This window comes from Tsuneonella suprasediminis, assembly GCF_003605755.1.
GTDB classification, from domain to species: Bacteria; Pseudomonadota; Alphaproteobacteria; order Sphingomonadales; family Sphingomonadaceae; genus Tsuneonella; species Tsuneonella suprasediminis.
This window is the reverse complement of record NZ_RAHJ01000021.1, coordinates 17,410-37,612: the sequence shown is the minus strand read 5'-3', so window position 1 is coordinate 37,612 and position 20,203 is coordinate 17,410. Positions and strand designations below refer to the sequence as shown.

Annotated in this window: 22 protein-coding genes; 14 read left to right on the top strand and 8 right to left on the bottom strand. The window is 60.8% G+C overall.

The features are described 5' to 3' along the window. Positions 1-19: 19 nt before the first annotated feature. A complete protein-coding gene (locus tag D6858_RS13160; RefSeq protein ID WP_240623847.1) occupies positions 20-391 on the bottom strand; it encodes a hypothetical protein in 372 nt (123 codons plus the stop codon). 136 nt (positions 392-527) lie between these two features. Between D6858_RS13160 and D6858_RS13155 the strand changes: the two genes are divergently transcribed. From D6858_RS13155 to ribB, 7 genes are all read left to right on the top strand, one after another. After that, the gene (locus D6858_RS13155) at positions 528-1,736 is read left to right on the top strand and encodes a parallel beta-helix domain-containing protein (RefSeq protein WP_120111402.1); all 1,209 of its coding nucleotides are present in this window, start codon (positions 528-530) and stop codon (positions 1,734-1,736) included. After that, positions 1,733-2,764, top strand: coding sequence for an SO2930 family diheme c-type cytochrome (locus D6858_RS13150; RefSeq protein ID WP_240623846.1), 1,032 nt, complete (start codon positions 1,733-1,735; stop codon positions 2,762-2,764). Before D6858_RS13155 ends, D6858_RS13150 begins: the two co-directional genes overlap by 4 nt. Positions 2,765-2,827: 63 nt before the next feature. Further along, positions 2,828-3,523 carry an aspartate/glutamate racemase family protein gene (locus D6858_RS13145; protein WP_120111919.1) on the top strand — a complete coding sequence of 232 codons (696 nt, stop codon included), beginning with the start codon at positions 2,828-2,830 and terminating at the stop codon, positions 3,521-3,523. Between the two features lie 360 nt (positions 3,524-3,883). Then, the gene (locus tag D6858_RS13140) at positions 3,884-5,044 is read left to right on the top strand and encodes a deoxyguanosinetriphosphate triphosphohydrolase (protein ID WP_120111400.1); all 1,161 of its coding nucleotides are present in this window, start codon (positions 3,884-3,886) and stop codon (positions 5,042-5,044) included. Beyond that, a complete protein-coding gene (locus D6858_RS13135; RefSeq protein WP_120111397.1) occupies positions 5,037-5,723 on the top strand; it encodes an NAD(P)H-binding protein in 687 nt (228 codons plus the stop codon). The genes D6858_RS13140 and D6858_RS13135 overlap by 8 nt, the downstream gene beginning before the upstream one ends. A 5-nt stretch (positions 5,724-5,728) precedes the next feature. Further along, positions 5,729-6,460 carry an Nmad3 family putative nucleotide modification protein gene (locus D6858_RS13130; RefSeq protein ID WP_120111395.1) on the top strand — a complete coding sequence of 244 codons (732 nt, stop codon included), beginning with the start codon at positions 5,729-5,731 and terminating at the stop codon, positions 6,458-6,460. 39 nt (positions 6,461-6,499) lie between these two features. Continuing rightward, positions 6,500-7,801, top strand: a complete 1,302-nt coding sequence (gene ribB / locus D6858_RS13125) for a 3,4-dihydroxy-2-butanone-4-phosphate synthase (RefSeq protein WP_120111392.1) — start codon at positions 6,500-6,502, stop codon at positions 7,799-7,801. A gap of 334 nt (positions 7,802-8,135) precedes the next feature. Here the strand turns inward: ribB and ruvX are convergent, their stop codons facing one another. The 7 genes from ruvX to pyrE are packed head-to-tail and all read right to left on the bottom strand — an operon-like array spanning position 8,136 to position 13,487. Next, the gene (ruvX, locus tag D6858_RS13120) at positions 8,136-8,606 is read right to left on the bottom strand and encodes a Holliday junction resolvase RuvX (protein WP_225081656.1); all 471 of its coding nucleotides are present in this window, start codon (positions 8,604-8,606) and stop codon (positions 8,136-8,138) included. Continuing rightward, a complete protein-coding gene (locus D6858_RS16160) occupies positions 8,603-9,769 on the bottom strand; it encodes a DUF3089 domain-containing protein (protein WP_120111389.1) in 1,167 nt (388 codons plus the stop codon). Before D6858_RS16160 ends, ruvX begins: the two co-directional genes overlap by 4 nt. Before the next feature lies 1 nt (position 9,770). After that, positions 9,771-10,877: an AI-2E family transporter gene (locus D6858_RS13110; protein ID WP_120111387.1), complete on the bottom strand. Its 1,107-nt coding sequence runs from the start codon at positions 10,875-10,877 to the stop codon at positions 9,771-9,773. Further along, positions 10,864-11,778 (bottom strand): signal peptidase I, encoded by a 915-nt coding sequence (gene lepB / locus D6858_RS13105; RefSeq protein ID WP_420823835.1) that lies wholly within the window; start codon positions 11,776-11,778, stop codon positions 10,864-10,866. The genes D6858_RS13110 and lepB overlap by 14 nt, the downstream gene beginning before the upstream one ends. Next, positions 11,775-12,176, bottom strand: coding sequence for a holo-ACP synthase (acpS, locus tag D6858_RS13100; RefSeq protein ID WP_120111382.1), 402 nt, complete (start codon positions 12,174-12,176; stop codon positions 11,775-11,777). Before acpS ends, lepB begins: the two co-directional genes overlap by 4 nt. Next, positions 12,173-12,907: a pyridoxine 5'-phosphate synthase gene (locus D6858_RS13095; protein WP_120111378.1), complete on the bottom strand. Its 735-nt coding sequence runs from the start codon at positions 12,905-12,907 to the stop codon at positions 12,173-12,175. The genes acpS and D6858_RS13095 overlap by 4 nt, the downstream gene beginning before the upstream one ends. A gap of 1 nt (position 12,908) precedes the next feature. Then, on the bottom strand, positions 12,909-13,487 hold the full coding sequence (gene pyrE, locus D6858_RS13090) for an orotate phosphoribosyltransferase (protein ID WP_120111375.1): 579 nt from the start codon (positions 13,485-13,487) through the stop codon (positions 12,909-12,911). A 173-nt stretch (positions 13,488-13,660) separates the two neighbouring features. On the opposite strand from pyrE, the gene coxB reads away from it, so the two are divergent. The 7 genes from coxB to D6858_RS13060 all read left to right on the top strand — a co-directional run bounded on the left by coxB (position 13,661) and on the right by D6858_RS13060 (position 20,201). Then, entirely contained in the window at positions 13,661-14,728 is a 1,068-nt protein-coding gene (coxB, locus tag D6858_RS13085; protein WP_120111373.1) for a cytochrome c oxidase subunit II, read from the top strand. Positions 14,729-14,764: 36 nt separating this feature from the next. After that, complete coding sequence (gene ctaD, locus D6858_RS13080) at positions 14,765-16,486, top strand: cytochrome c oxidase subunit I (protein ID WP_120111370.1); 1,722 nt, start codon at positions 14,765-14,767, stop codon at positions 16,484-16,486. Positions 16,487-16,636: 150 nt separating this feature from the next. Then, positions 16,637-17,608 carry an alpha/beta fold hydrolase gene (locus D6858_RS13075; RefSeq protein WP_165859705.1) on the top strand — a complete coding sequence of 324 codons (972 nt, stop codon included), beginning with the start codon at positions 16,637-16,639 and terminating at the stop codon, positions 17,606-17,608. A 37-nt stretch (positions 17,609-17,645) separates the two neighbouring features. After that, positions 17,646-18,563, top strand: coding sequence for a heme o synthase (locus tag D6858_RS13070; protein ID WP_120111367.1), 918 nt, complete (start codon positions 17,646-17,648; stop codon positions 18,561-18,563). Continuing rightward, positions 18,560-18,682, top strand: coding sequence for a Rax2 family protein (locus D6858_RS16155; RefSeq protein ID WP_240623845.1), 123 nt, complete (start codon positions 18,560-18,562; stop codon positions 18,680-18,682). The genes D6858_RS13070 and D6858_RS16155 overlap by 4 nt, the downstream gene beginning before the upstream one ends. Positions 18,683-18,684: 2 nt before the next feature. After that, positions 18,685-19,263, top strand: coding sequence for a cytochrome c oxidase assembly protein (locus tag D6858_RS13065; RefSeq protein WP_120111365.1), 579 nt, complete (start codon positions 18,685-18,687; stop codon positions 19,261-19,263). Positions 19,264-19,373: 110 nt separating this feature from the next. Then, positions 19,374-20,201, top strand: coding sequence for a cytochrome c oxidase subunit 3 (locus D6858_RS13060; protein ID WP_120111362.1), 828 nt, complete (start codon positions 19,374-19,376; stop codon positions 20,199-20,201). Positions 20,202-20,203 lie beyond the last annotated feature (2 nt).

Genomic DNA, 20,203 nt, shown 5'->3' with positions numbered 1-20,203 from the left:
GCCTTGCGATCAGTACAGATCAATCGTCGTCGACCACGATCACCGGGTTGCCATTGCGATAGCTGAATTCGGCAAAGGCGTTGTCGCACACGTTCAATCCCGTCCACACGGCGGTGCTTTTGTCGGCAAATGTCAGGCGCACGTCATAATCGCAGGTGCCTTCGGCCTTGTCGAAATGGACGGTCCAGTCATTGCCGTTCTTCACTTCGCTCGGCACACCTTCTTCGGTGCGTTGCGCGGCCCATTTGGCCTGACCTGTGGGCGTTAGTTCGACCTGTGTCACCGTTTTGCCGGTGTCGTTGGTCAGCACGAAATCCCAGTCTTCAGCCATTGCCGGGGTTGTGATCAGGGCCAGCGCCAACGGGGCGCAGGCAAGCTTTGCACGCATCATCTCACAATGCTCCACTCCAGGTAGGACATCAGAGGACTGCGCCTGACCGATGAGTCGCGCAAGTGGATAATCGCAAGGGGACAAATCCTCAACGTAGTGATTGACTTACAGCTCTGTCAGTATCAGCATCTGTCATATGAGGATGACCTGTATGACTGCGCTGGCGCTGTGCGCCGCGAGCCCCGCCTATGCGGCCACTCACGAAATCGCCGCGGGCGACGGTGCCGGGGAGCGATTGCAGGAAGCGTTGATCCTGAGCGAGCCGGGGGACGAGGTCGTGCTGGGCGCGGGGCGGTTCGTGCTCGATGACGGGCTCAGCCTCGATGTCGATAACGTGACTGTGCGCGGTGCAGGGATGAATGCCACCGTCCTCGACTTCACCGGGCAGAAAGGCGCGGGCGAAGGGCTGCTGGTGACGTCGGACAAAGTAACTTTACGTGATTTCGCTGTCGAAAATCCGCAAGGAGACGGGATCAAATCGAAGGGGGCCGACGACATCGTCTATCAACGGGTCCGCGTGACCTGGACCGGCGGGCCAAAGCCGACCAACGGTGCCTATGGCATCTATCCCGTGGAAAGCACCGGGGTGCTGATCGCTGAATGCGAAGTGTCGGGCGCTTCGGATGCGGGGATCTATGTCGGCCAGTCGCGCAAGATTACCGTGCGGAACTCCATCGCGCGGCAGAATGTCGCCGGGATCGAAATCGAAAACAGTCGCGATGCAATCGTCGAACGCAATATGGTCACCGGCAATACCGGTGGCATTCTGGTGTTCGATTTGCCCAATCTGCCGGTGATGGGGGGCGGGAACGTGCTGGTGCGGGAGAACCTCGTCAGCACGAATACCACGCCCAATTTCGCTCCCAAGGGAAATATTGTCGCAGGCGTGCCGCGCGGCACAGGCATCATGGTGATGGCCAACGAACAGGTGTGGGTGGACAACAATACTATTGTCGATAACCCAACGGCCGCGGTGATGGTGGTCACCTATATCAAGCCGTTCGAGGACAAGCGGTACAACCCCTATCCACGCGAGGTGGTGGTGGCCGACAATCAGGCATACGATAATGGGCAGGACCCCGATCTGCCGGGTATCGCCCCCGTAGTGCAGGCATTCGGCGGTGCGCTGCCGACGCTGATGTGGGACGGTTTACAGCAGGATGGCGATACGCCCGCCGTGCTCGCCAGCCCGGAAATGCCGGGCTGGTCGCTTAATCTCAGCAAACAAGGGCAATCGATGGCAGAGGCAAAGCCCGGTCCGCTCAGCGTGCCTGCCTATGGCCAGCCGTGGAATATGGATGGAATCGGTGCGCCTGAGGAGCTGGAGGCCCGGCTGGTTTCGTGATTCGTTCGCTCGTATTCGGCGCTGCGCTGGTAACTGCTGCGGTTGCTTTTGCTGCTTCACCCAAACCTGCGGCGGTGAACGATGTGGCGATTGCAGAAGCGGGGCTGCCGCGCACTTTGTCCGAATATGGGTTCTTCACCGATGCCGCCGCGCAGATACCGGCGGTACGGGTGACCCCGTATAGGCTGAATACCCCGCTATGGTCTAATGGGGCGGAGAAGCTGCGGTTCGTTTATGTGCCCAAGGGCACACAGGCGAAGGCCGATGGGGAGGGATTGATCGACCTGCCGGTGGGCGCGGCGTTGATCAAGACTTTCGCTTTTCAGAAAGATGGCAAGCGGCACCTGATCGAAACCCGTGTGTTGCTGCACCGCGCCGATGGCTGGCTGGCGTTGCCCTATGTGTGGAACGACGAACAGACAGAAGCCAAACTGGCGGTTGCCGGTGCGCGGCTGCCGGTAACGACACCGGCGGGTGAGGCGATCGATTATCGGGTGCCCAACAAGAATCAGTGCAAGGAATGCCACGGGCTGAACGGCGCGGTGATCCCTATCGGTCCGAAAGCGCGCAATCTTTCGGCCGATTGGCTTGATCGGTTTGCCGATGCCGGGATGATCGACACAGTACCGGCTGTCGCGCACAGGCTTCCCGTATGGGAAGACCGCGCCAGCGCCCCTGCGGAGGCGGCAGCGCGGGGTTATCTCGATGCCAATTGTGCCCATTGCCATCGCCCCGGCGCGACCGCATCGAATTCGGGCCTCGATTTGCGGTGGGAACAATCCGATCCTCACGCCATCGGCATCATGAAGCATCCGGTTGCGGCCGGGCGCGGGGCGGGCAACCTGCTGTACGATATTGTGCCGGGCAAACCCGACCAATCGATCCTCACCTATCGCATGGCCAGTTCGGAGGCCGGGGTGGCAATGCCCGAATTGGGCAAGGCGACTGTGGACCGCGACGGATTGGCAGTGGTGGAGCGGTGGATTGCTGCGCTGCCGCAAATGGACGCAGCACGCGCAGGCCATTAAGGCCGGGTGCTTGCGGCCAACGGTCGCAAATTCAAATACTAGTTACAAGATATGGAGGCGCGCATGCGTAAGCTGGGCCTGATCGGCGGGATGAGCTGGGTATCGACCCGTACATATTACGAACGGATCAACCGCGGTGTGCAACGCGCCAGCGAAGAAGGGCATGCGAGCGCGCCCCTGCTGATCGAAAGCCTCGATTTCTCCCATCTCTACGGCTTACGCGAAGATGCCGAATGGGACCGCGCCGCGCTGGTGTTGAGCGAGAGCGCGCAGCGGCTCGAACAGGCCGGGGCCGGAGCACTGATGATTTGCGCCAATTCGATGCACAAGGTCTATGACAGGGTGGCGGCATCGGTATCGATCCCCATTATCCATATTGCCGATTGCGTGGGCCGCGAAATGCAGGAGGCCGGGGCAACCGATGCGGCGCTGTTCGGTACGCGCAACGTTATGACCGAGAGCTTTTATCGCCAACGCCTTGTCGCACACGGTGTCGATTTGATGCCGCCAGATAGCGATGTCATCGATCAGATCGACCGCGTGATTTACGACGATCTGATGCGTGGCAAGGCCACACGGGAGGCGGAGAGGATGTTTAAGACTCTCATCACCCGCAAGGAACAGGATGGAGCAAAAGCGATCGTTCTCGCCTGTACCGAACTGGAGCTGGTGATCGATGTTGATGCCAATGTTCTGCCGATATTCGATTCCACCCGCGCGCATTGCGATGCCGCAATACAGTGGCTGACTGGCGGGTGAGTTCGCTTACGCAAGAAATTCGTACAAAAATTACACCAGTTTTATCATTTGTTGCTTTTCAATTCTGCACGAACTGCCATTACGCTGACCCGGGATCATAGGAAGTCCGACGGAGATCAGGGGGATAGACGGTGGAATGGCCAGCGTGCACCCAGACTGTCGTTACGACATAATTGTCGCCAACCCCGAACGGTTTCGAGGATACCCGTCGGGTCGCACCAGAGCGGGCAACCTCGAAGGGGGCTGCACATCGTTCGCGGTGTGCAGCCCTTTTTGCAAGGCGCGTGTATTTGCCGGGGCGATGTTCCATGACTGTTCCGGTTGTCGCTGACGGTCGCTGCGACTATCGCCCATACCTCTATGAACCGCGCTCGATATGCTGCCGATCCTGCCGCCACGCGCGGTCGCGAATTTGCCGAAGACCGGGAGGGCGCGCGCGGACCGCGTAGCGAATTCCAGCGGGATCGCGACCGGATCATCCATTCCATTGCATTCCGCCGCCTGCGTTCGAAAACACAGGTGTTTATCGCACCCGATGGCGATCATTATCGCACGCGTCTGACCCACAGTCTGGAGGTGGCGCAGATCGGCCGTGTGATCGCCCGTGCGCTGGGGCTGGACGAAGATCTGACAGAGGCATTGTGCCTTGCGCACGATATCGGCCATCCGCCATTCGGCCATGCAGGCGAAACCGCGCTGGAACAGGCGATGACCACGCGCGGCGGGTTCGACCACAATGCCCACGGGCTACGCACTCTGATGCGGCTGGAAAGCCCTTATATCGGGCATCCCGGCATCAATCTGACATGGGATTTGCTCGAAGGGCTGGCGAAGCATAACGGCCCGGTTGCATCGCCGGGCTGGGCGCTGGCAGAGTTGGATGCGGCGTTTCCCCTCGATCTGGGCACATGGCCCAGCCTTGAGGCGCAAGTCGCCGCGGTTGCCGACGACATTGCATACGACAACCACGATATCGACGATGGACTACGTGCCGGTTTCCTCGATCTGGACGATCTGATGCAAATCGATCTGCTGGCGGATCAGTTTCGCGCGGTGGAGCGGCGCTTCCCATCTGTCAGCCGCGAACTGCAATTGCGCGAACTGATCCGCAGCCAGATCGGGGCGATGGTCAACGATGTGATCGAACACACCCGCGCGCAGGTTGCCGATATTGCCAACGTGGCGGAAGTCCGGGCCCACCCATCGGCGCTGGCGGGTTTCTCCCCCGCGATGGCGCTGGCGGAACGGGGGTTGAAGCGGTTCATGTACGACAAGCTGTATTACCACCCTGAACAGATATCTGCGGCAGAGAATGCGCGCGAGGTGGTGGCGCGGCTGTTTGCGGCATACGATCAGGATCCCGGCCAGTTGCCCCCCGAATGGCGCGCGAAGCTGCCATCGCGGGAGCCGGAGCGCAGCCGTCTGCTGGCCGATTTCATCGCCGGTATGACCGACCGTTACGCGATGGATCAATGTGCGCGGATATATGGCAAAGTGCCGGCGGGATTGCAGAATGTCTGAGTCACTGCGGATCGCGCTGGTCGGTGCCACCGGGCTGATCGGGCGCACGGTGATCGGACAATGTGTTGGCCGCACCGATGTGCGGCTGTTTGCGATTGCCCGCCGCGAAATGCCTCTGCCGGTCGGGGCACGGATGGAGATGCATATCGCGGATCCCGCGCAATGGGCCGAACTGATTGCCACGATCCGGCCCGATGCGATGATCTCCGCCCTCGGCACGACATGGGCGCAGGCAGGCAAAGACGAAGATGCATTTCGGGCGGTGGACGAACGGCTTGTGCTGGATACGGCGCGTGCGGCCAAGGCGCATGGGGTGCGGAACTTTGTCGCGGTCAGCTCTGCCGGGGCCAACAGCCTGAGCCGCAATTTCTATCTGAAGGTCAAGGGCGAGGTGGAAAACGCTTTGCGCCAAATTGGGTTTGACCGGCTTGATCTCCTGAGGCCCGGGCTGTTGCGTGGCGAACGCGGTGGCGAGCGTCGTCTGGGCGAACGGATTGGCATTATCGCTGCGCCGATCACCGACCTGCTGATGCAGGGTAAATACCGCGCCTATCGCTCCGTTAGGACAGAGGATGTGGCGCAGGCGGCGCTGGCCCTTGCCCTGCGGAAGGCGAAAGGCAAGTTTGTGCACGATCCCGATGCGATCCGGCGTGCTGCGGCAAGTCTGCCCGTTGCCTGATCGCGATGCGGATTGTCTTCAGTCGCAAGGGTTTCGATAGCGCATCCGGGGGCGGGCCTTCGCCGGTTATCGATGGCCGCCCGGTAAGCCTGCCAATACCCAGCGGTGGGTATTCGCGTACTTCGTGGGCCGATCTGTCGCTGGGCGATCATGTCGAACATGCCAGTCGTGGGCGGCATAAAGCAGATGATCTGTGCCATCACGACCCCATGTTCACCGACCGGGGCGAATGCCTGCTGGGCCAATGCGGCGCGGCGCAGACGCATCTGGCCAATCGCGGGGTCGGGGTGGGCGACTGGTTCGTGTTTTTCGGCCTGTTCAGGGCAACAGGTGAGGCGCCGCACCATCGCATTTTCGGCTATCTGCATGTGACGGAAATTGTCGATCTGACCGATTGTACAGCGGAGGCACGACAGGAACTGGCTGCACTCGATCACCCACATGCGCTCGGGCTGCATGCGCGGAACGACACGATTTATCGTGGTCCGGGCAAGGTTGCCACCGCGGCGTCTTCCGGGTTGCGGTTGACTGTGCCGGAGGGGCCGCCCAGCATTTGGCGGCGCCCCGAATGGTTACGCGAAGGCGAGTTGAGTTATCACGACCGGGCCGATCGCTGGTTGCCGGAAAATCGACTGCAAACGGTTGCGAGAGGGCAGGAATTTGTGGCAGACGCTGGAAATCGGGCAGCGGCGCGCAAGTGGTTGAATTCTATCGTTGCGGCAATTGAATCACATTGAAGTGTTGCCGTCACATTATAATGTGCATATATCCGTCGCATGACGACTCAGACAGCAAGCAATCCGACCATCGCCCGTGTGCGTGCGATCGTTTCCGAAAACCGCATGAGCCGTACTGCGCTCGCCCGCGCTGCCGGGCTTCATGCCAACTCGCTGCGTGATTGCACTGAGGATAGCTGGAATCCAACGGCCGAGACGCTGGCGAAGCTCGACGATTTTCTTGCCGAGAACGATGAGCGCCCAGTGATGGCGAGCGCGGAAGAGATTATCGACGAAGCGCGCAACGGACGGATGATTGTGCTTGTCGACGATGAAGATCGCGAAAACGAAGGCGATCTGATTATTCCCGCGCAGATGGCAACACCCGATGCGATCAATTTCATGGCGACGCACGGGCGCGGGCTGATTTGCCTTTCGCTCACCCGTGAGCGGGTCGAGCAGCTTGGCCTCGATCTGATGAGCCAGAATAATCGCACCCGCCACGAAACTGCCTTCACTACCTCGATCGAGGCGCGCGAAGGGGTCAGCACAGGGATCAGCGCAGGCGACCGGGCGCGCACCGTTTCGGTCGCGATCGATGGCAGCAAGGGGCGCGACGATATCGTGACGCCGGGGCATGTTTTCCCGCTGGTCGCCCGCGATGGCGGGGTACTCGTGCGCGCGGGACACACCGAAGCCGCGGTCGATATTTCGCGCCTTGCCGGGCTCAACCCTTCGGGCGTTATCTGCGAAGTTATGAATGACGATGGCACGATGGCGCGGATGGACGATCTCGTTCGTTTTGCCCGGCGGCACAATATGAAAATCGGCACGATCCGCGACCTGATCGCCTATCGCCGTAAACATGACAAAGTGATCGTGCGCCGTAACGAGCGCCAGTTCACCAGTCGTTGGGGCGGCGAATGGCAGGCGATCACGTTCTACAATAAAGCCACCAATGACGAGATGCTGGCATTGGTGAAAGGCGCCGTCGATCCGGCGAAGCCGACACTGGTGCGGATGCATGCGCTGTCCGTCTTCCCCGATCTGTTTGGTGAACAGAACAACCGCAGCGACATCGTCGAAAAATCGATGCGGATTATCGGTGAAGAAGGGTCAGGGGTGATCGTTCTTATCAGCCGCCCGACACGCGAATATTTCAGCCGTGCGATTGATATGGCCAATGGTAAAGGCCCGGCCGCCAGCACTCCGGCCAGCGAGCAGCGCGATTATGGCGGTGGCGCACAAGTGCTGACTGAACTGGGCGTGCAGGATATGGTTTTACTGACCGATACCGAACATTCGCTGGTCGCGCTGGAGGGGTATGGCCTCAGCGTAGTAGGGCAACGCGCATTCGACTGATGGTCGATGGGCCGTGGTGATGTGAAAGCAAGGTTCGTCTGATGCTTTGTCACCCCGGATGCCAAACTGGATCGACGGGGGCAGCGCAATAGTTTCTCCTCTCTCTTCGTCATTGCGATGAGTGGAGCGACGCGGTGTACCCGTCACCCTCAGCACAACGGTTATAGAGGGCGACGCCTTCTCGGCACGGACTGCTCCCCTGCGCTCGCCATGACGAACAGGGAAGGGGAGCACTGGATGTGCAATCCCAGCGCGGGGTCAAGGTGACGACAGAAGGAAGGCACACCGGAGAGGAGCGCCGGAAAAGAGCGATACGAACGTCAGTTCCGGCGCGCTAAAACGCTGCGCCCGCCAGCCTGTCTATCGCGCCTTGTAAAATTACAGCAGCGGCGTGGCTGTCGATCCTGTCCTTGCGCTTGGCACGGCTCATGTCCTGATCGATCAGCGCGCGTTCCGCGCTGGTGGTGCTCCACCGTTCGTCCCAGAGCAAGATCGGCAGGTCGAGCGCTTCGGACAGATTGCGGGCATAGGCGCGGCTCGCCTGTGCACGGGGGCCTTCGCTGCCATCCATATTGCGTGGCAGACCGATCACGACACCTGCCACCTGCCGTTCGCGGACGATTGCCGCCAGCGCCTCTTTATCCCGCCCGAATTTGCCGCGCGGTAAAGTCTTGCCCGCAGTGGCAAACCGCCACCCGGCGTCGCAGGTGGCAATGCCGATGGTCTTTGTACCAAGATCGAGCGCGAGCAACACACCGCCATCGGCCAGCGCATCGCTGAAATCGAGCGCGTTGTCGGTAATCACTGCGCGCCTTGCCAGGCCGCCACCCGCCGGGTGACATCGCGTTGCAAGTTCTTCCAGAACAGTGGAATATCGTACACGTGGTAGTTGTTGCCGGGGAGCACGGCATTGCCCATCACGGGCGGTTCCCCGATGAGCAGCAACCCGCGCTCGTCGCATCTTGCTGGCGTATACCCGGCAACGAGGTGCCCTTTGGTCAGTTCTTCATCGGGAACGAGTGTGCCGATATTGGCGCTGGCCGGGGCGCTGCCGCCGATTTTCCCGGTGAGGGGGTTGGTGCAGAGAATAGGGCTGTCGCCACGTGGCTGCCCATCAAAGCCGATCGAGTTGCGATAGGTGTCGAGCACCATGCTCGGATCGGCCGGTTCGGCATAGCTCGACCAGCTCATCACGCAGCCCGCCTGATCAGCCTTGTCGCAGCCCGGCAGGCCGAGCCCGGCCAGATCGTGCTGCACCGAAATGGGCCAGCCAATTGCATATACTGCGGCGATACGCCCTGCGAGCGGCTTGCCCGCAACGTCTTGCCGCAACAGCCGCAGCAGATGCAATGCCCCCTGACTGTGCCCGGCCAGAACGATTGGCGTGTCCGGGCCGATCTGCGACAGGAAATAGGTGAAGGCATTATGCACATCGGCATAAGCTGCATCGATGGCCTGTGTCGCTTCGGGCTGATCGGTCAGGAATGCGCCGAAGGTCGCCTGACGGTAACGTGGTGCCCAGATTTCCTTCGCCTGATTGAACGGGCTGGCCATTCCCTTCACATATATCTGCGCGATCCGATCCGCTTCCCCGCCAGCGAGCGGCGCATTCCAGTGCGCGCGATCGAGGTAACTGGTCGGGTGGATGAAAAACACTGCGTAATCCTGCCGCTCCGCCTGTGATGCGTTAGGGGAGGGCGCGCTGCTGGCGGCATCGCTCGCTCCGTCGGTGGCGGGTGTGCCGAGCGGCGGCTGCCAACGCGCGGGGTCACTTGCCATCCCCGGTCGCGAAATCCACATCTTGGGATCGGCATAGGCATTTGCCTTGAGCGGTGCCTGTTGTTCGAACGCAGTGCTGGGCACCAGTGCCAGCTTGGTCAGTTCGGTCGACCAGATACGCAGAGCGAATAGCCCGGCGATTACCAGAACGATCAGAAACGCGATAATATATAGGAATTTACGGGCCATATCAGTTGATTTTATCGCCTGCTGCCTTTGCCTGATCGGCCATTTCGAAGCGATGCGCGCGCCTTTCCAGCCCGACCTTGATCATCGCCAGCATCGGATCGGCCAGCATCAGGCCAAGCACACCGAACAGTACCCCCATGATAAGCTGGAAGGCCAGCACCAAAGCGGGGGCCAGATCGACCGTTTTCTTCGCGATCATCGGCACCACGACATACCCGTCGAAGTTCTGCACGAAGAAGTATGTGGCTACAGTCCACAGCCCCATCTCGGTGCCACCGGAAAAGCCGACCAGCACCATCAGCAGGCCGGAAATAATCGCCCCGATATTGGGAATGAATGCCAGCAGGCCGGTGATGATACCCAGCAGCGCCGCCATTGGCACTCCGATCCACGACAACAGGATGTATGTGAACACGCCTTCGAACACCATGCCCAGCAATCGCCCGGCAAGCAGCCGCCGCATATTATAGGCCATCTGGCTCAGCGTGTCGGAAAACGCCTCGCGGTTTTCTTCCGGCACCATCCATTCGACGCCCCGTTCATAAATTCGGGGATCGATGGCGAGGTAGATCCCGATAATCAGGATCAGAATCAATGTAGTAATTGCGCCGACTGCACCGCCGATGGCGCGCCCAAGTGTGCCGACCCCACTGACCACGCTGCCGATAACCGATTCGATCTGGGCCTGCGAAATGTCGAACCCCTTCGACTGCAACCACTGGACAGCGCGGGTGGCCTGTTCGCTGACGATCTGGGGAAACTGTGCCGCCTGTTCAGAGATCTGCGATCCGGCGAAAAACACCAGCCACGCCAGAAATGCCACGGTCAGCAGCAATACCAGCGCCACGCGAAAACCGCGGGCAATGGGCAGCACTTTGCCGATCAGGCGCGCGCCGCCATCGATCATCGTGCCAAATACCAGCGCGCCAAAAATCACCAGCAGCGATTGTGAGACATAAATCGCCAGTATGAACAGGCCGATTACCGTCGCCCAGACAAGCGCACGTTCGGCTTCGAACCGCAGCTTGGGGTTGCCGATCCGGCTGGGGCTGGTGCCGATATCGCTGTGGTGAACCGGCGATGGCCCGGTATTTTCAGTTTCGCTCATTCTGCTGGTTCCCCTGCGCGATTGCGGGTCGCAATGTGCTCCACGCCCGGTTCGTTCGCAAGGAGGAGAACCACGTCAGCGGATTCCAGCCGGTCGATCCGTCGAGTGAAAACGTGATGAACTCCGCACGGCCGCCCACATTGGCGAGCGGCACCGGCCCGCCGAGCCCGTGTTCCCACACGGGCGCGCGGCTGTCGGCCGAATGATCGCGGTTGTCACCCATCAGGAAAACCGAATCCTGCGGGATGGTGATTTCGGGGAAGTTATCCAGTTGCTGATCGCGATGGTCGATCACCCGATAAGTCGCCCCGTTGGGCAGCGTTTCGCGCAGCACGGGCACTTCATACACTTGTTCGCCGCTTGGCAGGCGGGTGCGATAATTGTCGAAGTAATACAGGCACGGGCGGCCATCGCATATTTGCGCGTCGACAGGGATCTGCAGATCGGGTTCGACCGCCTGCGGCACCGGCTTGCCATTGAGGATGACCTGTCCGTTGACGACTGCGATCCGGTCGCCCGGCAGGCCGATCACCCGCTTGATATAATCCTCGTCGCTATCCGGCGGCACGGCGATCACGATATCGCCATATTCGGGCGTCGCGCCCCACACACGCCAGTCACCACGGGGCAGCAGGTGGAAACTGACAGACGACCAGTTCCAGCCAAAGGGGTACTTCGACACGACCAGCCTGTCCCCCACCATCAGGTTGGGCACCATCGATGTGGAGGGAATATAAAACGGCTTGGCCACCAGTGTATGAAACGCCAGCACGGCAATCAGCATCAGCGCCAGCCCGCGCAATTCGGCGATCCAGTTGACTTTCTCGCGGGGTTTATCGGTGTCTGTCACAGTCTGCGGTTCGGAAGAAGGTGCGGCGGTGGAGCCGGTCGGTGGGTTCACAGCGGTTGAGCCTCGATAACGACGAACGCCTGCGCCCATGGATGGTCGTCCGTTAGGGTAAGATGAATGAGCACTTCATGGCCGGACGGGGTGATTTCCGCAAGTCTGGCCGCTGCGCCATTGGCCAGTGCCAGCGTTGGCGCACCCGAAGGGGCGTTCACGACACCGATGTCGATGTGATAAACCCCGCGCCTGAAACCGGTGCCGACCGCTTTGACGAATGCTTCCTTCGCAGCCCATCGTTTCGCGAAAGTGCCAACGCGGGTGTAGGGGCGTTTGGCAGCTTTGGCTCGCTCCACTTCAGTGAAGCACCGCGCTTCGAACCTGTCACCCCACCGGTCGAGCGAATTGGCGATGCGGTCCATATTGGTCAGGTCCGAACCGATACCGATAATCATGGCTGACGCGCCTGATCCATTAATTCGCGCATGTGCCGCACGGCCGATTCCAGCCCGACGAATACCGCTTCCCCAATGAGGTAGTGCCCGATGTTCAGTTCGGCCAGTTGCGGAATGGCCGCGATCGGCATGACATTGTCGTAAGTCAGCCCGTGCCCCGCGTGCGGTTCGATGCCGAGATCGACCGCTGCGGCGGCCATCGCTGCAATGCGCGCGCATTGGCGTTCCGCGTCTTCGCCGGTGGCATTGGCATATTCGCCGGTATGAAACTCAACCACTTGCGCGCCAAGCTTGGCGGCGGCCTCTATCTGGCGCTCGCTCGGTTCGATGAACAGGCTGACCCGGATGCCTGCATCGCTCAACCGGGCGACGATGGGCGCAAGCCGGTTATGCTGTCCGGCAGCGTCCAGCCCGCCTTCGGTCGTCACTTCCTCGCGCTTTTCCGGCACAATACACGCGGCGTGCGGCGTATGGCGCAGGGCAATCGCCAGCATCTCGTCGGTCGCGGCCATTTCGAGGTTGAGCGGAAGATCGGTTGCCGCCTGAATGCGGGCGATATCTTCGTCGCGGATATGGCGACGGTCTTCGCGCAGATGCGCGGTGATCCCGTCGCCGCCCACCGCAGCGACGATTTCCGCTGCGCGCACCGGATCGGGGTGATCGCCGCCGCGCGCATTGCGGATCGTAGCGACATGATCGATGTTGACGCCGAGGCGCAGAGGAGTGAGCATTCTATTTGCGGCTCCCCGGCTTGGTGATGGGAATCGCGGCCAGATCGGCGGGAACCTCGCTATCGGCATAGCTGGGCACCGACAGCGCGATCAGCGGGAAGAACGGCACGCCCAGATCGGCTTCCCCGGCGGAACGATCGACCAGCGACACCTCGGCAATAACTTCGCCACCTTCGCGCCCGACTGCCTCGATCGCTTCGCGACTGGAGAGGCCGGTGGTGACGACATCTTCGACCATCAGAACTTTCGTTCCCGGTTCGAGTGCGAATCCGCGCCGCAGTTCGAAAGTTCCGGTGGGGCGTTCCAGAAAGATCGCGTCCTTATTGAGAACGCGCCCCATTTCCTGCCCGATAATGATGCCGCCCATTGCCGGGCTGACAACCACGTCGATCTCGCTTCGGATTTCACGCGGGAGCTTCTGAGCGAGGGCGCGGGCGAGTCGGTCGGCGCGCTCGGGATTCATTAAAACCCGTGCACATTGAAGGTATTGCGCGCTGTGGCGGCCACTGGAAAGAAGGAAATGTCCCTCTAGCAAAGCCTGGCTGGCGCGGAATTCCTGCAATACCTCTTCGTCGGTCATTCGGTGGTCGCTCGCTATGGGGACATGTGGGCCCGGTGCAACGACCGGGTGAAAATCTCCCTAGAAGTGCTTGAGGCCAGGGGCAAGCGTGCGTATAGCCCTGCCAAACAAGCCTCGACAGGGGGGCGTTCCGGTGTGCGCTGCATGTCGGATTCGGGACGAAAACAAGGGCAATGGAAAGCTTCACACCAATGATTTCCGGCAAATCGACCGTCCGCACGCTTGTGCGTTTCTGGGCTCCGTTGTGGGCCGCTCTGATGCTGGCGCTCAGCCCGCAAGTCGCCAGTGCTCAGGCCGCTCCGGCGCCTGCGGCGACCGAGGCAGCCGTTTCCGCCGATGCGGCGAACGACAATGCCGCCGCCGCTGCACCGGCGGAAGACAGCGCGTACAAGCCGCTGGGCCCGGAATGGATCAAGGGGCAGCCGCACGATGGCGGGCTCAATGTTCAGCAGCAGTATTCACCGATCGGTGAAACGGCGGACAAGCTGCACTATGCGCTGCTGTGGATCATGGGGATCATCTGCGTCTTCGTCCTCGGTCTGCTTGTTTACGTTGTCGTTCGTTTCAACAAGCGGTCCAATCCGGTTCCTTCGAAAACGACTCACAACACACTGCTCGAAGTGGTGTGGACGCTGGTCCCGGTTTTGATCCTCGTCGGCATTGCGCTGCCTTCGATCAGTCTGGTTTCGGCGCAATACAAGTCCCCGCCGAAAGATGCGCTGACCGTGAAGGTCACCGGATACCAGTGGTACTGGGGCTATTCCTATCCGGATAACGGCGGGTTCGAAGTCATCTCGAACATGCTGCCCGATGAAGAAGCGATCAAGCGCGGCCTTCCGGCGCAGCTTGCAGTCGATCACCGTATGGTGGTGCCTGCCGGTGAATGGATTCGCCTGCAGACCACCGGCGCTGACGTGATCCACTCGTTCGCGGTGCCTTCGCTGTGGTTCAAGCTCGATGCCGTTCCCGGTCGCTTGAACGAAAAGCGTTTCTTCGTGTCGGAACCTGGCATTTATTACGGGCAGTGTTCGGAACTGTGCGGCGGCAAGCACGGCTATATGCCGATCGCCGTTGAGGCGCTGCCGCGCCCGCAGTTCGAGGCATGGGTCCGCTCGCAGGGTGGCACGGTCGGCAAGGTTGAAGAAGCCGCCACCGTTACGCCTGCTGCGGCTACTCCGGCGGATGCGGCTTCGGCCCCCGCCGACGCCGCTTCGCCTGCCGCCGCGGCCCCTGCGGCCTGATCCGTATTCAGTAGTTACGAAACCTAGAGAGACGTCATGGCTACCACTGCCGATACCTTCCAGGCTCACGAAGAGCACGGACATCACGACGCCGACCACAAGCCGGGCTTTTTCGCCCGCTGGTTCATGTCGACCAACCACAAGGACATCGGCACGATGTACCTGATTTTCGCGATTTTCGCGGGGATCGTCGGTGGCGGCATTTCGGGCATCATGCGTATGGAGCTGGCCGAACCGGGTATCCAGTACCTTGGCTGGTGGGTGCAGCTTATGGGTGGTGAGGCGTCTTTCGATGCCAATGCCCACCTGTGGAACGTGCTGATTACCGCGCACGGTATGATCATGGTGTTCTTCATGGTCATGCCGGCGATGATCGGCGGGTTTGGTAACTGGTTCGTTCCGATCATGATCGGGGCGCCGGACATGGCGTTCCCGCGGATGAACAACATCAGTTTCTGGCTGACGGTTGCGGGTTTCTGTTCGCTGATGTTCTCGGCATTCGTGCCGGGCGATGTAAATGGCCTTGGCGCGGGTACGGGCTGGACGGTCTATGCGCCGCTTTCCACCTCCGGTTCTGCAGGTCCGGCGGTCGATTTCGCGATCTTCTCGCTGCACCTTGCCGGTGCTGCGTCGATCATGGGCGCGATCAACTTCATCACCACTATCTTCAACATGCGTGCGCCGGGGATGACCCTGCACAAGATGCCGTTGTTCGTGTGGTCGGTGCTGGTCACTGCATTCCTGCTGTTGCTGGCTCTGCCGGTTCTGGCTGCGGCGATCACCATGCTGATCACCGACCGTAACTTCGGTACGACGTTCTTCGATCCGGCGGGCGGCGGCGATCCGATCCTGTACCAGCACTTGTTCTGGTTCTTCGGTCACCCCGAAGTGTACATCATGATCCTGCCGGGCTTCGGCATGATCAGCCAGATCGTCGCGACGTTCTCCAAGAAGCCGGTGTTCGGTTATCTCGGTATGGCATACGCGATGGTCGCCATCGGCGTGGTCGGCTTCATCGTGTGGGCGCACCACATGTACACCACCGGCCTTTCCGTGAACGAGAAGATGTATTTCACTGCCGCGACGATGGTTATCGCCGTGCCGACCGGTGTGAAGATCTTCAGCTGGATCGCCACGATGTGGGGCGGTTCGATCGAGTTCAAGAGCCCGATGGTCTGGGCGCTGGGCATGATCTTCCTGTTCACCGTTGGCGGTGTGACCGGCGTGTATCTCGCCAATGGCGGGATCGACGATGTTGTCCACGACACCTATTTCGTCGTTGCACACTTCCACTACGTGCTGTCGATGGGTGCGGTGTTCTCGCTGTTCGCGGGCTTCTACTACTGGTTCCCGAAGATGAGCGGAAAGATGCACTCCGAACTGCTGGCGCACATCCACTTCTGGGTGTTCTTCATCGGCGTGAACATGATCTTCTTCCCGATGCACTTCCTCGGCCTGCAGGGTATGCCGCGTCGCTATCCCGACTATGCGCTGGCATATGAGTACTGGAACAAGATCGCCTCGCACGGCTATGAAATCATGGCGTTTTCCATGATCTTCTTCTTCGTGAACATTGCTTACGCATTTATCGCGGGCAAGAAGGCGCCGGCCAACTACTGGGGTGAAGGCGCGACGACGCTGGAATGGACCCTGTCCAGCCCGCCGCCGTTCCACCAGTTCGAAACGCTGCCGGTGATTTCGGAAGACAACGACTATCACAATCACCTGCCCAAAGGTGATGCGCCTGCCACCGCGTAAGGTGCCATTGAATCGGGCCGGGCGTGTACCGGCCCCACATATGCGTTCGGCCGGTCCAGCAGGACCGGCCGTTTGCTTTGGGCGGAACAGTTGGGATTGACTGATGCGCCTGATTGAGAGCGTAAAAATATGGCGGAGGGAGAGCGGGCAATGCCGGAAATGCGGATGACCGATGTCGGTGAACTGAGCCTGCGTTGCGCGGTGCAGGGGGCGGGGCCGTTGGTGATCCTCGTCCACGGCTTCCCCGAAAGCTGGTATTCCTGGCGCCACCAGATCGGCCCGATTGCCGATGCCGGGTTCACTGCCTGCGCCATCGATGTGCGCGGTTATGGCGGATCGGACAAGCCGGAGGCGATTGAGGCTTATGCCCTCGAACGGATCGTGGGTGACCTCGTCGGGCTGGCGGATGCCTTGCAGCCCGATACCCCCGCGATCCTGATCGGCCATGACTGGGGTGCACCCATCGTATGGAATTCGGCCCTGACGCACCCGAACCGGTTTTCAGCGGTCGCCGGTCTGTCGGTGCCGTTCTCCGGCGTGCCCAACCGCCCCTTTACCGAGGTGTTTCGCGACCACTTCACCGCGCAGGGCAAGTTCTTCTATCAGGAGTATTTTCAGGAGCCGGGCGTCGCTGAGGCCGAGGCGGAGGCCGACCCGCGCGAATTCGTTCACCGCATGATGTACTCGATCAGCGGCGATGTGCCGCCTGGCGACTATTTCGACAAGCCGCTGGGCGCGACCTTTCTCGAAGGCCTCCCTGATCCCCGGCCAACCGACTGGCTGACCGAGGCCGATCTCGATTTTTACGAAGCCGAATTCCGCCAGTCCGGTTTCCGTGGACCGCTCAATCGCTATCGCAATCACGAGCGGGATTTTGAATGGCTGCAACAGTTTGCAGGCCAGAAGATCGAACAGCCGTGCCTGTTCATCGGTGGCGAGTGCGATCCGGCGACCACTCTGTTCGGTGCGGTCAGCGATCCGGTGGCGATGATGCGGTTGTTCGCACCCAAGGTGGAAGGGCACATTCTGCCCGCCACCGGGCACTGGACCCAGCAGGAAAAGCCGGAGGCGGTGAATAGCCTGTTGCTCGAATGGCTTGGTAAACTGCCGGTGGGGCATTGAGGCACCTGCCCTCTGGCTCTATAGCGCGCGCGATATCATGACGAAGCCAACCACCCTGCAATTGCCGACCGACTGGCGCGATTTCCTCGCGCTGACCAAACCGCGTGTGATGAGCCTGGTGATTTTCACCGGCCTGTGCGGGCTGCTGGCCGCGCCGGGGCACATCAATCCCGTGATAGGGTTCACCGCGATCCTGTGCATCGCGCTCGGCGCGGGCGGCGCTGCGGCGCTCAACCAGTGGTGGGAAGCCGATATCGACGCCGGGATGAAGCGCACCGCGCGCCGCCCGCTGCCCGAAGGGCGGATGAACCGCACCGACGCGCGCGATTTCGGGATTTTCCTGTCGGGCGCATCGGTTGCGACGATGGGGCTGGCGGTGCACTGGCTGGCCGCGGCGGTGCTGGCGGTGTCGATCGTTTATTACGCGGTTGTGTACACTATCTGGCTGAAACCGCGCACGCCGCAAAATATCGTGATCGGTGGCGGGGCGGGGGCGTTTCCCCCGCTGATAGGTTGGATCGCGGTGACCGGGCACATCTCGGCCATGCCGGTCCTGCTGTTTGCCATCATCTTTTTCTGGACCCCGCCGCATTTCTGGGCGCTCGCGCTGTTTGTGCAGAGCGATTATGCCAAAGTCGGCATCCCGATGATGCCGGTGGTGAAAGGCGAAGTGGCCACGCGGCATCAGATCCTGATTTATACCGTTCTGCTGGTGCCGCTGGCGGCGGCGCCGTGGTTTATCGGCGGGACCGGCGCGATATATGGGGTGTCGGCGCTGGTGCTGTCGCTGGGGTTTCTCGTGCTGTCGCTGCCAGTTGCGTTGCGCCGCACGCGCGAAGGTGACACGATGAAGCCGGAAAAACGCTTGTTCGCTTTCAGTATCCTTTACCTGTTCGCGCTGTTCGCGATGCTGGTTGCGGATCGCGCGCTTTCAGGGCAGGGGATGTTGGCATGACACCGGAAGAAGAAGAGATTTTCAAACGCCGTCGCAAAGGGCGTAATCTGGCGCTCGCGCTGGGCCTCACATTCTTTGTGGTGCTGTTCTACTTCATCACGATCGCGAAGATGGGTTGATCATGGCTGAACAGGCAATCGAACGCAGCAATCTGAAGGTCGGAATTATCGGCCTGTCGATCGCGTTGGCGATGCTGGCGCTGGGCTACGCCGCGGTGCCGCTCTATCGCCTGTTCTGTCAGGTGACCGGGTTTGCCGGCACCACGCAGCGCGCCGATGAATCGAAGGCCGCCGCTGCGGCGGAAGCCGGGCGCAAGCTGGGCGGGGCGACGATTTCGGTGCGGTTCGACGGCAATGTCGATCCCAACCTGCCGTGGACCTTCCGCGCAGAACAGACGACGCAGACCGTCACGCTGGGTGAACGCAAGATGGCGTTCTACTACGCGAAAAACAATTCCGATCAGCCGATCACTGGCGCGGCCACGTTCAACGTGTCGCCCGACCAGACTGGCTTTTATTTCAATAAGATACAGTGTTTCTGCTTCACCGAACAGACGCTCCAGCCGGGGCAGGAAGTGGTGATGCCGGTGTTGTATTATGTCGATCCGTCGATCCGCGACGATCCCGATGCCGCACCGGTGGAGCAGGTGACGCTCAGTTACACATTCCACCGCGCGAGCACCGGCACAGCGGCGGAATGATGCGAAAAGCCGCGTATTGCCCTCTGGACCCGGTCGGCAGCGCGCATTAAGGCAGTGCGAAATATCCGGTGGAAAGCCGGGTTCGAACAGAAAACAGGGACGATTCGGAAATGGCTGGCGCCAAGAACCACGATTATCACATTCTTCCGCCCGACATCTGGCCGCTGATCGCGTCGATTTCGGCGCTGACATTCACCAGCGGCATGGTGCTGTTCATGCACCGCGACACGATGAGTGGGTGGCCGATCGTCCTCGGTCTGGGCATCGCGGGCCTGATTGCCACGTTTTTCAGCTGGTTTTACAACATTGTGAAGGAAGCGCAGGCAGGTGATCACACTCCGGTGGTGCAGCTTCACCTGCGCTATGGCATGATCCTGTTCATCGCTTCGGAAGTGATGTTCTTCGTCGGATGGTTCTGGGCGTGGTTCGACTTCGCGCTGTTCCCGAGCGAGCTTTCTGACGTGATCGGCGGCGTTTTCCCGCCCAAGGCAATCGAAGCAGTGATGGACCCGTTCGATCTGCCGTTGCTCAACACGATGATTCTGCTGTGTTCGGGCACAACGCTGACCTGGGCACACCATCGCCTGATCCACGGTGATCGTGAAGGGCTGAAGCAGGGTCTGTGGCTGACCATCCTGCTCGGCCTGCTGTTCTCCACCATTCAGGCGTATGAATATATGCACGCGCCGTTCGGCTTTGGCGGCAACACCTACAGCTCCGGCTTCTACATGGCGACCGGGTTCCACGGGTTCCACGTGATCGTTGGCACGATCTTCCTGATCGTGTGCCTCGTGCGGACTTACAAGGGCCACTTCACACCCAAGCAGCACTTCGGTTTCGAAGCGGCTGCGTGGTACTGGCACTTCGTTGACGTGGTGTGGCTGTTCCTGTTCGTGGTCGTCTATATCTGGGGCGGCTGGGGCGCGCCGATCCACTGAGG

What these genes read in the sequence shown, in the direction of transcription:
- D6858_RS13160 (WP_240623847.1), bottom strand. Translation starts at nt 391, where the DNA reads ATGATGCGTGCAAAGCTTGCCTGCGCCCCGTTGGCGCTGGCCCTGATC.
- D6858_RS13155 (WP_120111402.1), top strand. Translation starts at nt 528, where the DNA reads ATGAGGATGACCTGTATGACTGCGCTGGCGCTGTGCGCCGCGAGCCCC.
- D6858_RS13145 (WP_120111919.1), top strand. Translation starts at nt 2,828, where the DNA reads ATGCGTAAGCTGGGCCTGATCGGCGGGATGAGCTGGGTATCGACCCGT.
- D6858_RS13140 (WP_120111400.1), top strand. Translation starts at nt 3,884, where the DNA reads ATGAACCGCGCTCGATATGCTGCCGATCCTGCCGCCACGCGCGGTCGC.
- D6858_RS13135 (WP_120111397.1), top strand. Translation starts at nt 5,037, where the DNA reads ATGTCTGAGTCACTGCGGATCGCGCTGGTCGGTGCCACCGGGCTGATC.
- D6858_RS13130 (WP_120111395.1), top strand. Translation starts at nt 5,729, where the DNA reads ATGCGGATTGTCTTCAGTCGCAAGGGTTTCGATAGCGCATCCGGGGGC.
- ribB (WP_120111392.1), top strand. Translation starts at nt 6,500, where the DNA reads ATGACGACTCAGACAGCAAGCAATCCGACCATCGCCCGTGTGCGTGCG.
- D6858_RS16160 (WP_120111389.1), bottom strand. Translation starts at nt 9,769, where the DNA reads ATGGCCCGTAAATTCCTATATATTATCGCGTTTCTGATCGTTCTGGTA.
- D6858_RS13110 (WP_120111387.1), bottom strand. Translation starts at nt 10,877, where the DNA reads ATGAGCGAAACTGAAAATACCGGGCCATCGCCGGTTCACCACAGCGAT.
- acpS (WP_120111382.1), bottom strand. Translation starts at nt 12,176, where the DNA reads ATGATTATCGGTATCGGTTCGGACCTGACCAATATGGACCGCATCGCC.
- D6858_RS13095 (WP_120111378.1), bottom strand. Translation starts at nt 12,907, where the DNA reads ATGCTCACTCCTCTGCGCCTCGGCGTCAACATCGATCATGTCGCTACG.
- pyrE (WP_120111375.1), bottom strand. Translation starts at nt 13,487, where the DNA reads ATGACCGACGAAGAGGTATTGCAGGAATTCCGCGCCAGCCAGGCTTTG.
- coxB (WP_120111373.1), top strand. Translation starts at nt 13,661, where the DNA reads ATGGAAAGCTTCACACCAATGATTTCCGGCAAATCGACCGTCCGCACG.
- ctaD (WP_120111370.1), top strand. Translation starts at nt 14,765, where the DNA reads ATGGCTACCACTGCCGATACCTTCCAGGCTCACGAAGAGCACGGACAT.
- D6858_RS13075 (WP_165859705.1), top strand. Translation starts at nt 16,637, where the DNA reads ATGCCGGAAATGCGGATGACCGATGTCGGTGAACTGAGCCTGCGTTGC.
- D6858_RS13070 (WP_120111367.1), top strand. Translation starts at nt 17,646, where the DNA reads ATGACGAAGCCAACCACCCTGCAATTGCCGACCGACTGGCGCGATTTC.
- D6858_RS16155 (WP_240623845.1), top strand. Translation starts at nt 18,560, where the DNA reads ATGACACCGGAAGAAGAAGAGATTTTCAAACGCCGTCGCAAAGGGCGT.
- D6858_RS13065 (WP_120111365.1), top strand. Translation starts at nt 18,685, where the DNA reads ATGGCTGAACAGGCAATCGAACGCAGCAATCTGAAGGTCGGAATTATC.
- D6858_RS13060 (WP_120111362.1), top strand. Translation starts at nt 19,374, where the DNA reads ATGGCTGGCGCCAAGAACCACGATTATCACATTCTTCCGCCCGACATC.